Genomic DNA, 13,449 nt, shown 5'->3' with positions numbered 1-13,449 from the left:
AAATGAATAACGATGAACATATTTGCTGTATAGCTCTTACGCTTTGCCCCGGTATAGGACATATCGGGGCAAAGCGTTTAATAGACGGTATGGGTAGTGCCACCGAAGTTTTTCACCAGCGACGGATATTGCCAGAACTCCTTCCTGGAGTAAATCCTGCGGTAGTCGCTGCCCTTGATTGTCCTGCCGCCTTCCTGCGGGCGGAGCGTGAAATGGAATTTGTAGAAAAGAATGGCTTATCTTGCCTGTCCTTTCATGATGAGGCTTATCCTTCCCGTCTGCGCGAATGTGAAGACGCGCCGCTTGTACTTTTCTTCAAAGGGAATACGGATCTCAATCGCTTGCGTGTCATCAATATGGTAGGTACACGTCGTGCCACCGACTATGGAAAGCAATTCTGTACCGATTTTCTTCACGATTTGGCTGCTTTTTGTCCCGATGTTCTTGTCGTTAGCGGACTGGCTTACGGCATTGATATCCATGCCCATCGTGCAGCTTTGGCGAATAACCTTTCTACCGTTGCCGTTCTGGCGCATGGTTTGGATCGTATCTATCCTTTTGTTCATCGCAAAACTGCCATTGATATGCTGTCCAATGGCGGATTACTTACGGAGTTCCTTACTGAAACCAATCCCGACAAACATAACTTTGTCAGCCGTAATCGTATTGTAGCCGGTATGAGCGATGCAACTGTCGTTGTAGAATCTGCTGTAAAAGGTGGTTCATTGATTACCGCCGAACTGGCGGAAAGTTATCATAGAGATTGTTTTGCCGTCCCTGGTCGTGTCACCGATGCCGCTTCGATGGGTTGTAATCGTCTGATACGCGATAATAAAGCGGTTCTTATTCAGAATGTGGAAGATTTTTTGCAAACGATGGGGTGGATGAAACCGGAACAGGCTTTCAAGTCGGAAAGTATCCAGCGTAATCTTTTTCCGGAGCTGACGGGCGAAGAAGAAAATATCGTCCGTATTCTTTCCTGTCGGGGAGACTTACATATCAACACGTTGGTGGTAGAAACAAATATTCCCGTAAACCGCATGAGCACTTTACTGTTTGAGTTGGAAATGAAGGGAGTAGTGAAAGCATTGGTTGGTGGGGTATATCGCTTGTTGGTGTAAGGTAGAGATAGCGCAATAAACGAATGCCATATAGCAAATATATACTATAAACATTTTGCTGCTAACAAGATGGTAGTGAATATAACGAAGTTCCCGGACATGACCGGAAGGGGGCGGACATAAAAAAAGGAGTACCGCTGTACTCCAACCTTTGTTAACCTTAAATCTAATACTATGAAAAAAATCACATGACAAATGTATGCGTTTCGGATATATCCTGCAAACTTTTATTCTTCCTTTGCCTATCTTTTAAATTTCTTTCACGGATATTTACTGTTCTCGCACACGGAATGACGATATGAACAACATTAATGATGTATGGCTAACGAAATGTCAACTTTTAGTGGAGTTTGTCTGTTTCGTTATTGCTTCTTGTTGTTAATTCGGGAATGTATTCCTAAAATAAGAAAAGACTTCAGAGCTTCATCGTGTAACTTGCGCTTCAAATAAAAAACTCCTCTACCAATTTCCCGGCAGAGGAGTCTTAATGATGTATTAATCAAATTATAAGAAAGTCCGATTAGTCTTTCAGCTTCGCAATAATAAAATCGCGGTTCAAGCGTGCGATATTACTGATGGAAACGTTCTTCGGGCATTCAGCTTCGCAAGCACGAGTATTTGTACAGTTACCGAAACCAAGTTCGTCCATTTTGCTCAACATCGCTTTAGCACGGCGCAATGCTTCCGGCTTACCTTGAGGCAACAGATTTAACTGACTTACCTTGGCAGAAACAAACAACATGGCAGAACCATTTTTACAAGCAGCTACACAAGCGCCACAACCGATACAAGAAGCAGCGTCCATAGCTTCGTCGGCGATAGGTTTCGGAATTAGGATAGCATTAGCATCTTGTGGGGCACCTGTACGTACACTGACGTAACCGCCAGCCTGCATAATCTTGTCGAAAGCCGTACGGTCGACCATCAAATCCTTGATAACCGGGAAACCGGCAGAACGCCAAGGCTCTACAGTGATAGTATCGCCATCATTGAAACGGCGCATATACATTTGGCAGGTAGTGGCACCTGTAGCAGGACCATGGGGATGTCCGTTGATGTAAAGGGAACACATGCCGCAAATACCTTCGCGGCAGTCATGATCGAATACAACCGGTTCTTTACCTTCACTAATGAGCTGTTCGTTCAGAATATCCAGCATTTCAAGGAATGAAGTATCGCCCGGAATATCTTTCATTTGGTATGTTTCAAAAGCGCCTTTTGCTTTCGGACCCTTTTGGCGCCATACCTTGAGCGTAAATGATATATTTTTATCCATTTTCTTTAGTTCTTTAAATGTTCAACTTCCCGATTAGCTCTTGTAATTACGAGTCTGTACTTTGATGGCTTCGTAAACCAACGGTTCTTTCAACAGCAACGGAGCTTTTTCGTCGGAACCTTGGTATTCCCAGCAAGCAACATAGAAGAAATTCTCGTCATCACGCTTAGCTTCACCTTCTTCAGTCTGATATTCTTCACGGAAGTGTCCGCCGCAGCTCTCATCGCGGTTCAAAGCATCATATGCTACCAATTCTCCCATAGTGATGAAGTCGTACAGACGGATAGCTTTGTCGAGTTCAACGTTCATGCCTTCTTTGTCGCCGGGGATGAAGAGGTTGGTCTCGAATTCCTTGCGGATTTCTTTCATCTTGGCAAGTCCTTCTTTCAGACCTTCGGCAGTACGTCCCATACCTACATATTCCCACATGATGTGACCGAGTTTCTTGTGGATGGAGTCAACAGATTCTTTGCCCTTGATATTCATCATCCAATTGATCTTGTCCTGAACCGCTTTTTCTGCTTCTACAAACTCAGGCAAGTCGGTAGAGAAACGGGGAACGGTAATCTGGTCGGACAGATAGTTCTGGATAGTGTAAGGCAATACAAAGTAACCATCAGCCAAACCTTGCATCAATGCAGAAGCACCAAGACGGTTTGCGCCGTGGTCGGAGAAGTTGCATTCACCGATGGCAAACAGACCCTTGATAGAAGTTTGCAGTTCATAGTCTACCCAGATACCACCCATTGTGTAGTGGATAGCCGGATAAATCATCATCGGATTTTCATAGGGACTGACGTCAGTGATTTCTTCGTACATGTCGAAGAGGTTACCGTAGCGTTGAGCTACCACGTCTTTGCCCAGACGGTTGATTGCATCGCTGAAGTCGAGGAATACGGCAAGGCCGGTGTTGTTTACGCCATAACCTTTATCGCAACGCTCTTTAGCTGCACGGCTGGCAACGTCGCGCGGAACGAGGTTACCGAATGCCGGATAGCGGCGTTCCAGATAATAGTCGCGGTCTTCTTCAGGAATATCTTTTCCTTGCAGAGTGCCTTCCTGTAATTTCTTGGCATCTTCCAGTTTCTTGGGAACCCAGATACGACCGTCGTTACGGAGGGACTCAGACATCAAAGTCAGTTTAGATTGTTTGTCACCGTGTACCGGAATACAAGTCGGGTGGATTTGTACGTATGCCGGATTGGCCATCCATGCACCTTTGCGGTAGCAGGCAATAGCGGCCGTACAATTACAAGTCATGGCGTTGGTAGACAGGAAGTATGCATTTCCGTAACCGCCTGTAGCGATTACCACCGCATGAGCGGCAAAACGTTCCAGTTTACCTGTTACGAGATTTTTTGCAATGATACCGCGGGCACGTCCGTCAATGAGGACAACGTCCTGCATTTCATAACGAGTGAACAGTTTTACCGTACCTGCATTTACCTGACGGCTCAGTGCAGAATAAGCACCCAACAACAACTGCTGGCCTGTCTGGCCTTTGGCATAGAATGTACGGGATACCTGAGCGCCGCCAAAGGAACGGTTGTCAAGCAAACCGCCATATTCACGGGCGAAAGGAACCCCCTGTGCTACGCATTGGTCGATAATACTGTTTGAAACTTCAGCTAAACGGTAAACGTTAGCTTCGCGGGCACGGTAGTCGCCACCCTTCACTGTATCGTAGAACAACCGGTAAACAGAGTCACCGTCGTTTTGATAATTCTTGGCAGCATTGATACCACCCTGTGCAGCGATGGAGTGTGCACGGCGCGGAGAATCTTGAATGCAGAAGTTGAACACTCTGAAACCCATTTCACCGAGGGAAGCGGCAGCAGAAGCACCGGCCAATCCGGTTCCTACTACGATGATATCCAAGCGGCGTTTGTTGGCGGGATTTACTAATTTTTGGTGAGCTTTATAATTGGTCCATTTCTCAGCTACCGGTCCTTCCGGTATTTTAGAATCTATCTTAGTCATAATGCTATTACAATTTAATCATTTACAATTTACAAATTAGCAAGCGCCGCTGCACATCAAAGATTTGATGAAGAACACGACAACTACCAGAGCGAAGCATACAACAACGATAGTGGAGTAGATGTTGGATACACATTTCCAACGGTTGATCCATACTTTGTTGTTCCAGCCCAGAGACTGCATAGAGCTCCAGAAACCGTGAGTCAGGTGGAACCACAGTGCGCCCAGCCAAATGAGGTAAAGCACTACGAATACCGGATTAGCAAAGGTGTTCTGAATGTGGTAAACACCGTTGGCGGCATACGCTAAAGTCAGCATGTCGGCATGCATCCCCATGTTGTGCATCAGTTCGGGAAGTTGCATTTTAGCCCAGAAGTTTACCAGGTGCAAACCGATGCCGACGATTACGATAATGCCCAGCACAAGCATGTTTTGAGAAGCCCATTCTACGGTCTTCGGCTTTTCTACTACGGCATAGCGTTCGCTACCGCGTGCTTTGCGGTTTTGCATAGTCAACCAGAAAGCATAAATAATGTGGATGATGAACAAAGCAGCCAAACCTACTGTAGCTACCAATGCATACCAGTTTGCTCCCAGGAACTCACAAACCATGTTGTATCCCTTTACAGAGAATAGTGCAACAAGGTTCATCGCCATGTGAAACGTCAGAAACAGGACAAGGGCGATACCGGTAACGCTTATCACCACTTTCCTTCCTACAGATGAATTACTTAACCACATAAATGATTGAATTTAAATTATTTAATAGTTAGAAAATATATTCATTAAAGACAATTCCGCTAATTTCTCGCAAAAATAGATGAAATACCTTGATTAAGCAAGGAATTAAGGAAATAATTCCGTAATTAGGAATGTCTTGAGACGTCTGTATTTCGCTTCCGACAGATCTTAATATCCCTCGCGATAGTTCTTAATACTCCTTGTGATAGATCTTAATATCCCTCGCGAGGGATATATAGTTCCCTCACAAGCCATCTATATGGTTGTCAATGTGTTGGTAATCAGTGTTTTTTGAGGGGTGGCTATTCTTCGCCTTCTTCTTGCTCTTCGTCTTGTCCTTTACAGATAATCGAGATTTTCTCACCGTTAGCGGCACGTTTGCGCAAGGAGCGGGGAGTGTCTCCAAAAGAGTCTTTGCAGAAATGTGCGAAGTGGGACAACGAATCGAAGCCATACCGGGTGCTGATGACGGAAATACGTTGTTTGGTAGTTTGCAGGTCGTTCAGGATACCCTCACGTTTCTTGTCCAAAATCCATTCGTATACCGGTACTCCATACATGTTTTTAAACAATCGGCGGAAAGTGGTGGTAGTATATCCGCCAAGGTGTGCAAATTCTTCTACATTCTTCACTTTGTCATAATTCTGCATCACGAAATAGTGGAAACTTTCCGTATATGTACTGATCGGGTAGAAGAATATACTGATTTGGTGGATGGGGTAATAACAGGTCAGAATATAGACCAGTTCCTGACATTTCAGTTCAATATACTTGCCACAACAATTTGACTGTTCGTTGAGTGATTCGGTTAAATCCTTCAATAAATTGGTAAGCTTGGGGATGGCAATTAAAGGAGTATAGGTCAATGGGGCTTGTGAGTGTTCCAATATTTCCTTATAGCGTTCTTCGCAGATGAGAGGAAGTTCGGTAAACCAATAAACAATATATTCTACATCGGTCAACGCCAATAATTCTACTTTGGAACCGATAGCTTGAAGGATGAATTGTTGAGCTTGCAGGGTGGTACCGGGATACTCGTCACTGTTTACCAACAACTCTCCTTTCAGCATGAAAATTATGCAATTCTGTGTATACTTTTCAGCAGGGAAATGTTGCCCTTTGGAATATCGGCGATAGACCAATACTTCATTAGATACTTGAGGACATAGCCTACAGTCGATTTGTCGAATGCAGCAATTATCTGATGTCATGAATGAGCTACTGAATTGTATTAATATGTAAAATGTGGCAACAAAGATAGAATAATTTTGTGAAAACTCTAACTATTTGGGCTATCTTTGCAGCAAACTAATAGGCTCACTTCATGAAACAATCTGTTTTTTTTGTATTTTTTGCTTTTGTTGTTGTATCAAATCTCTTTTCGCAAAATTGGGATATTAATACGTTGCATAAAGTCAATAGTTGGGACAATAAGTTTGTCCGTAATTATAATAAATTTATTTCACGTTCCGAACCATACGTCGTAATAGGGGTTCCAGTCGCCATGGCTCTGACTGCTTGGGCAAAGAAAGATAAGGAGTTGTTGAAAGATGCTGTTTATGTTGGAACGAGTGTTGCCGGTGCATTTGTTGTGACCTACGGTATGAAATATCTGATTGACCGCGAACGTCCATATGACGCTTTCCCTGACAGGGTGCACCCCTATAGTTATGAAAGTAGCCCTTCGTTTCCGTCAAGTCATACGGCAACGGCTTTTGCCTTTGCTACTTCTTTATGCATAAAGTATCCGAAATGGTATGTCATAGCACCCTCCGCTTTGTGGGCTTGTTCGGTTGGAGTATCACGAATGAACGAAGGGGTTCATTACCCTTCGGATGTATTGGCAGGTGCGGCTATAGGTGCCGGTTGCGCCATAGTAAATGTTTTTGTTAATAAATATCTGAATAGGTGGCTGTTCGGAAAGTGAGAAAAAGCTTATCTTTTTACCATCTTCTCATAGGTTCCCTCGTTCAATACCTTTAAGGCCTGTTTTACACTGTTATTCGTAGTATTCATAACTTGAAAATATTCGTTCATATCCCATAAATCACGGGCTATCAAGGCTTTCAGCTGAGTCTTTATCAGTGGCAGGGATTTTTTATATTGTTCTTCATTGAACTCTATTTTCTCTTTCTCGGCTGTGGCAAGCATGTCATTCAGAATTTCATCACCAATTTCAAACTTCTCATTGAAGGTATCGAACTTCTTGTATTTGTTCTTCAATTCTTTCCGGTGGTTCTCTATGAATTTCATGGTAGTTTTGATAACTACACCTTTAGCTACCAGATTACGGTGGTAATCGGTATATTGAGTCGTATCAATCGGGACAAAGAAGTCTGGCATGATACCTCCTCCGCCATATACAGTACGGGCAAGTTTCTTAGTTTGATATTTTAGTGAGTCCGGGAAGTGGATACTGTCGGCATGCATCAGTTCGCCGTGATTAAAACGATCTATCAACTCCTGATTATATTTCTCCAGATTTTCTTCTCCTCCCGATCTGCCGCCATCCAATTTGGCAGTCTTGTCGTATGGTTTCTGTATACAACGTCCGGAAGGAGTATAATAACGGGCAATGGTGAGACGTATCATCGAGCCGTCCGGCAAATCAATAGGACGTTGTACCAATCCTTTACCAAATGTACGGCGGCCTACCACCACTCCTCTGTCCCAGTCTTGAATAGCACCGGTCACAATCTCGCTGGCTGATGCAGAATATTCATCTACCAGCACAATGAGACGTCCGTTTTTAAAGTTACCGTTACCTTTGGAATAAAAGTTGCTCCGGCGGGAAGTTCTCCCTTCAGTATATACAATAAGGTCTTTTTGTTGCAAGAACTCATTGGCAAGATCGATGGCGGCATTCAAATAACCTCCACCGTTACCTTGTAGGTCGAGTATCAAGTCCTTCATCCCTTTTTTCTGCAACTCTTTAAGAGCCTGGGTAAATTCTTCGGCAGTTGTCGCTGCAAAACGGTTGATGCGGATATATCCTGTTTTAGGTTGTATCATATAGGCCGCATCCAAACTCAAGATAGGAATTTTATCCCGTTTCACGGTGAAATAGAGCGTTTCGTTTACACCACGGCGCACAACAGTCAGTTTAACTTCCGAATTTTTTGGCCCGCGCAGGCGGCTCATAATATCTTCAGTACTCATCTTTACCCCGGCAATGGCAGAGTCGTTGACTGCTACAATACGGTCGCCGGCAAGGATACCTACTTTTTCAGAAGGTCCGTTGCTGACGGGTTGCACTACGAGCAGAGTATCTTCTATCATTTGGAACTGTATGCCGATACCTTCAAAATTGCCTTGCAACGGTTCGTTCATCTTTTTCACTTCTTCAGCATCGTTGTAGGTGGAATGCGGGTCGAGTTGTGCCAGCATTTTGATGATGGCTTCTTCTACCAGCTTGTTTTCATCTACGGAATCTACATAAAGATTAGCGATAGCAAATTCTGCCATTTGTAGTTTACGAATAGCTTCGTTATTTAGTTTTTGTGCCTGCGCTGTCACAGCGCACATACATATAATAATGAATAAAATTTTTCTCATATCTTGTTTCTTTATATTATATTTCCATTCCTTTTGGAATGAACATACTTATATCTTTTCCATATTGTAACAATTCACGTACGGTGGTCGAGCTGATACAAGTCAATTCAGGTTCCGTAAAGAGCAGAATAGTTTCAATGCCTGTCAATTTGCGGTTGATATCTGCAATAGTTTCTTCGTACTCAAAATCTTTTACGGTACGGATACCTCGCACAATCAGATTGGCATCTACCTGTTTGGCAAAGTCGATAGTCAGGCAATTGTATGATTGTACTTTGATACGTGGTTCATTCCGGTAATAGTTCCGTATCATTTCTTCGCGCTTCTCGATAGGGAAGTAGGTGTTTTTATTTTCGTTGATACCGATTCCTATGACTATTTCGTCTATAAAAGTCAGCGCACGGCTTACTACCGAAGAATGTCCGATAGTAAACGGGTCGAATGTTCCCGGAAAGATTGCTCTTCTCATGATGCTAAATCTTCTTCTATAACCAAGTTGTTGATAATAAAGTTTTGTCGTTCCATTGTGTTTTTACCCATATAGAATTCCAATAACTCTTTTACTAAGTCTGTTTTGCGCAGAGATACTTGTTCCAAACGCATATCTTTACCGATAAAATGTTTGAATTCATCCGGTGATATCTCTCCCAAACCCTTAAACCGGGTAATTTCCGGATTGGGACCCAGTTCCTCGATGGATTTCAGACGCTCGTCTTCCGTATAGCAATAATTGGTCTTTTTCTTATTGCGTACACGGAATAACGGAGTTTGAAGAATGTAAACATGCCCTTTCTTGATCAAATCGGGGAAGAATTGCAAGAAGAACGTAATAATCAGCAGGCGGATATGCATACCATCCACATCGGCATCGGTAGCCACTATCACTTTGTTGTAGCGTAATCCTTCGATACCGTCTTCAATATTCAGGGCAGCTTGCAAGAGGTTGAATTCCTCGTTCTCGTAAACCACCTTTTTAGTCAGTCCGTAAGAATTGAGCGGTTTACCGCGCAAACTGAATACGGCTTGTGTGTTTACGTCCCGGCTTTTGGTGATAGAACCGCTGGCAGAGTCGCCCTCGGTGATGAAGATACACGATTCTGTTTCCTGGTCTTTACCTTTTCCGTCACTCAGGTGGAAACGGCAGTCACGCAACTTGCGGTTATGCAGATTGGCCTTCTTGGCACGTTCACGAGCCAATTTGGTTACACCGGCTATTGCTTTACGCTCTTTCTCGGAATCTTGTATCTTTTGTAGCATGACTTCTGCCACCAACGGGTTTTTGTGGAGATAATTATCCACTTCCGTTTTAATGAAGTCACCTACATATTTATTGATACTTACGCCACCCGGTTCCATTGAAGGAGAACCTAGTTTGGTCTTGGTTTGTCCTTCAAATTGGGGCTCTTCTACATTGATGGCGATGGCGGCAACAATACCGTTACGAATATCGGCATAATCCTGGTTCTTGTTATAAAACTCTTTGATTGTCCGGGCGATATGTTCCTTCAATGCACTTTGGTGAGTACCTCCTTGAGTGGTATGCTGGCCGTTTACGAAAGAATAATATTCTTCACCGTATTGATTGGTATGTGTAAATGCTATTTCGATATCCTCGCCTTTCAAGTGAATGATATCGTATAAGCCTTCGGCTGTCATATTGTCTTTCAACAAATCTTCCAATCCGTGGCGTGACAAAATCCGCTGGCCGTTGTAGATGATGGCAAGTCCTGTATTCAGGTAGGTATAATTACGTAGTAGGGTTTCTACAAATGTATTCTGATAAGAATAATTCAGGAAAAGTGTATTGTCTGCTTCAAAGAAGATATAAGTTCCATTTTCTTCCAGGGTATTTTCTGTTACGTCATTTATCAGTACGCCTTTTTCGAAAATAGCCGTACGCACTTTACCGTCGCGGTAGCTACGTACTTCAAAACGGCTGCTAAGGGCATTTACAGCTTTGATACCTACACCATTCAGTCCGACACTTTTCTTGAAGGCCTTGCTGTCGTATTTACCACCGGTATTCAACTTACTGACTGCCTCAACTAACTTTCCTTGCGGAATACCTCGTCCGTAGTCGCGTACGCTCACGCGAAGGTTATCTTCTATGTTGACTTCGATACGTTTACCGGCACCCATTTTGAATTCATCGATGCTGTTGTCCATAACTTCTTTCAACAATACATAGATACCGTCATCGTTTTGTGAGCCGTCACCCAGACGACCGATGTACATACCCGAGCGTACACGGATATGTTCCATATCGTCCAAGTGACGAATGTTATCTTCCGTATATTCTACATTGTTTCCGGGTATCAGTCCGTTGATTTCTTCTTCCATACTTTACACTTAATTATTGTGATATCTTTTCTTTAAATGCAAGGATACGTAATTACTTGTTTGTCAATATTGTTTTCGGATACATTTGAATGTTGCCTACTATTGATATGAAATTAGGCTATTATCAGCCGGATATAAAAAGAGATTATCTTATTTCTCTAATGAATGCCCTTCTCCGTTTATGCTGTTCGGTCTTGAAGTATTCCCATTGGGCTTGTACTTTGCCGTTCAGTTCCAATTCGGGATTGCTTTCTGCAAATATAAAACCTAATTTCTGATAAACCGGAATTAGATCGGAAAACAACAAAGCGTTAACACCTTTGTTCTGGTATTCCGGTTTCACGGCAACCAACAATAAATCCAGCATCTTGGCACGCCGTTTCATGAACAGGGCCTTTAATAAATAGTACCATCCGAAAGGTAGCAAACGGCCATGCGATTTCTGTAAAGCTTCCGACAGGGAAGGCATGGAGATACCTACAGCGACAAGTTTGTCTTCGGAATCCGTCACAAGTGTCACCATGCGTAGATCCAAGATAGGCAAATACATCTTTACGTATTGGTTGATCTGGCGTTGAGTTAGGGCAGAGTAACCATAGAGTGGGCTATATGCTTCGTTCATCAGTTCGAAAATAGCCTGTCCATAGTCATGGGCAATCTTTTTGGAGGAAGTATACTTCTTGATTTTAAGATTATATTTGCGTTGGATGAGATCTGAAATCCGTTTATGTTTGTCGGGAATAGCCTCGGGGATATATATTTTATATTCCACCCAGTCGGCATCCTTCTCAAATCCCATACGTTCCATGTGTTCGGGATAATAGGGATGATTGTAAATGGTCGCCATTGTACTGAGCTGGTCGTAGCCTTCTATAAGCATGCCCTCGGCGTCAAAGTCGGTAAAACCGAGCGGACCTTGTATATGCGTCATGCCACGCTCTTTACCCCACTCTTCTACGCTGCGTATCAGAGCTTCCGACACTTCCGGATCGTCAATGAAATCAATCCATCCGAAGCGTACCTCTTTCTTGTTCCAGGTTTCATTGGCTTTACGGTTGATGATGGCAGCTACACGTCCTACGATTTCACCATCTCTATAGGCAAGGAAGTAATCCGCTTCGCAGAACTCAAAGGCGGCATTCTTCTTCTTGTTAAAGGTATTGAGCATGTCGTCGTAGAGGTCGGGTACTGAGTATGGATTGTTTTTGTATAATTTATAGTTAAAACGGATAAACCGTTTCAACTCTTTTTTTGTAGAAACCTTTTTAATTGTAATTGCCATAGTCATTTTATATTGAGTAGGCAAAGATACGTGATAATCTTCAAAATACCGCGTTGAGGTTTCAAAAACTATCTTACTGATGTCTATTTTTCCGATATTGTAAAGACGTCATACCTGTATTCTTCAAGAGTATCTTTCTAAGATTGATAAATCAATACGGCTGTATAAATGATATAGCATAGTACCATGATACTACCTTCAATACGCGTGATTGTCCGTTTGGCAAAGAATAATCCGAACAGCCAAAGCAGGATGCCGGAACCTGCCAATACCCACAAGTCCATATTTGAAATACCTGCCAATCGTAATGGCGTGATAGACGCGCTACAACCCAACACGAAAAATATATTGAAAAGATTACTGCCGATAACGTTTCCGATAGCAATTTCCGGGTTCTTCTTCAAAGCGGCTACGATGGAAGTGGCGAGTTCGGGCAGTGAAGTTCCTCCGGCTACGAGTGTAAGCCCGATAACCGATTCGCTGATCCCCAGACTGCGGGCGATACCCGTTGCACCGTCTACAAAGAAATTACCTCCGGTAATTAAGGCTCCGAGTCCACCTATGATGTATAAAGCGGATTTCCACATCGGAAATTGTTTGATTTCCTCCACATTACCATCGGCATTTTCCGAACCACGTGAAGCGATGGCAAAAGTGTAGCTCATAAAGATAGCAAAGAAACAAAGCAATAGCAAGCCATCGGTAGTACTAAGTATATTTTCTTTACTGCCATCTAAAAATATATCGTTGGCGCAGATCAACAAAACGATGGATGAGAGAATACAGAGTGGAATTTCCTTTTGCAATGTATCCTTGGTAATGACAATCGGTGCAAAAAGCGCCGTGCAACCTACAATCATTAGTGTATTGAAAATATTGCTTCCCACCACATTACCGATGGAGATATCTGCACTTCCCTTCAACGCAGACGATACACTGACCGTCAACTCCGGTGCTGAAGTTCCAAAAGCGACAATTGTCAAACCGATAACGATACCGGGAATACGAAAACGTTTGGCAACGGATGCAGCTCCATCTGTCAGCCCGTTGGCGCCTAATAGTATGAGGAGGAGTCCTCCGATAAGTAGTATTATATTCATGGATTTTTTGTTTGGGGACAAAGATAATGAAACCTTTTATGAAATATCGAAAAC

General features: G+C 43.1%; 11 protein-coding genes. 2 read left to right on the top strand and 9 right to left on the bottom strand.

Annotation, left to right across the window (positions count from 1 at the left end; all coding sequences use genetic code 11):
• The first annotated feature begins 2 nt into the window (after window positions 1-2).
• On the top strand, window positions 3-1,121 hold the full coding sequence (gene dprA, locus DXC10_RS01340; RefSeq protein ID WP_101541949.1) for a DNA-processing protein DprA: 1,119 nt from the start codon (window positions 3-5) through the stop codon (window positions 1,119-1,121).
• A gap of 520 nt (window positions 1,122-1,641) precedes the next feature.
• Here the strand turns inward: dprA and DXC10_RS01335 are convergent.
• From DXC10_RS01335 to DXC10_RS01320, 4 genes are all read right to left on the bottom strand, one after another.
• On the bottom strand, window positions 1,642-2,397 hold the full coding sequence (locus DXC10_RS01335; protein WP_101541948.1) for a succinate dehydrogenase/fumarate reductase iron-sulfur subunit: 756 nt from the start codon (window positions 2,395-2,397) through the stop codon (window positions 1,642-1,644).
• Between the two features lie 33 nt (window positions 2,398-2,430).
• The gene (locus DXC10_RS01330) at window positions 2,431-4,377 is read right to left on the bottom strand and encodes a fumarate reductase/succinate dehydrogenase flavoprotein subunit (RefSeq protein WP_101541947.1); all 1,947 of its coding nucleotides are present in this window, start codon (window positions 4,375-4,377) and stop codon (window positions 2,431-2,433) included.
• Window positions 4,378-4,413: 36 nt separating this feature from the next.
• On the bottom strand, window positions 4,414-5,118 hold the full coding sequence (locus DXC10_RS01325; RefSeq protein WP_117737210.1) for a succinate dehydrogenase/fumarate reductase cytochrome b subunit: 705 nt from the start codon (window positions 5,116-5,118) through the stop codon (window positions 4,414-4,416).
• A 302-nt stretch (window positions 5,119-5,420) separates the two neighbouring features.
• Window positions 5,421-6,329, bottom strand: coding sequence for an AraC family transcriptional regulator (locus DXC10_RS01320; RefSeq protein WP_101541945.1), 909 nt, complete (start codon window positions 6,327-6,329; stop codon window positions 5,421-5,423).
• 113 nt (window positions 6,330-6,442) lie between these two features.
• On the opposite strand from DXC10_RS01320, the gene DXC10_RS01315 reads away from it, so the two are divergent.
• The gene (locus DXC10_RS01315) at window positions 6,443-7,045 is read left to right on the top strand and encodes a phosphatase PAP2 family protein (RefSeq protein WP_101541944.1); all 603 of its coding nucleotides are present in this window, start codon (window positions 6,443-6,445) and stop codon (window positions 7,043-7,045) included.
• An 8-nt stretch (window positions 7,046-7,053) separates the two neighbouring features.
• Here the strand turns inward: DXC10_RS01315 and DXC10_RS01310 are convergent, their stop codons facing one another.
• The 5 genes from DXC10_RS01310 to DXC10_RS01285 form a co-directional block, all read right to left on the bottom strand.
• Window positions 7,054-8,673 (bottom strand): S41 family peptidase, encoded by a 1,620-nt coding sequence (locus DXC10_RS01310; protein ID WP_101541943.1) that lies wholly within the window; start codon window positions 8,671-8,673, stop codon window positions 7,054-7,056.
• Window positions 8,674-8,689: 16 nt separating this feature from the next.
• Window positions 8,690-9,142, bottom strand: coding sequence for a pantetheine-phosphate adenylyltransferase (coaD, locus tag DXC10_RS01305; RefSeq protein ID WP_101541942.1), 453 nt, complete (start codon window positions 9,140-9,142; stop codon window positions 8,690-8,692).
• Entirely contained in the window at window positions 9,139-11,013 is a 1,875-nt protein-coding gene (locus DXC10_RS01300) for a DNA topoisomerase IV subunit B (protein ID WP_101541941.1), read from the bottom strand. The genes coaD and DXC10_RS01300 overlap by 4 nt, the downstream gene beginning before the upstream one ends.
• Window positions 11,014-11,158: 145 nt before the next feature.
• Window positions 11,159-12,295 carry an N-acetyltransferase gene (locus DXC10_RS01290; RefSeq protein ID WP_101541940.1) on the bottom strand — a complete coding sequence of 379 codons (1,137 nt, stop codon included), beginning with the start codon at window positions 12,293-12,295 and terminating at the stop codon, window positions 11,159-11,161.
• A 137-nt stretch (window positions 12,296-12,432) separates the two neighbouring features.
• Window positions 12,433-13,395, bottom strand: coding sequence for a calcium/sodium antiporter (locus DXC10_RS01285; RefSeq protein ID WP_101541939.1), 963 nt, complete (start codon window positions 13,393-13,395; stop codon window positions 12,433-12,435).
• Between the last annotated feature and the right edge of the window lie 54 nt (window positions 13,396-13,449).

The organism is Bacteroides sp. OM08-11 (assembly GCF_003438665.1).
Classification (GTDB): domain Bacteria; phylum Bacteroidota; class Bacteroidia; order Bacteroidales; family Bacteroidaceae; genus Bacteroides; species Bacteroides cutis.
Note: the sequence above shows the minus strand (reverse complement) of the source record. Positions and strands in the feature narration are given on the sequence as shown.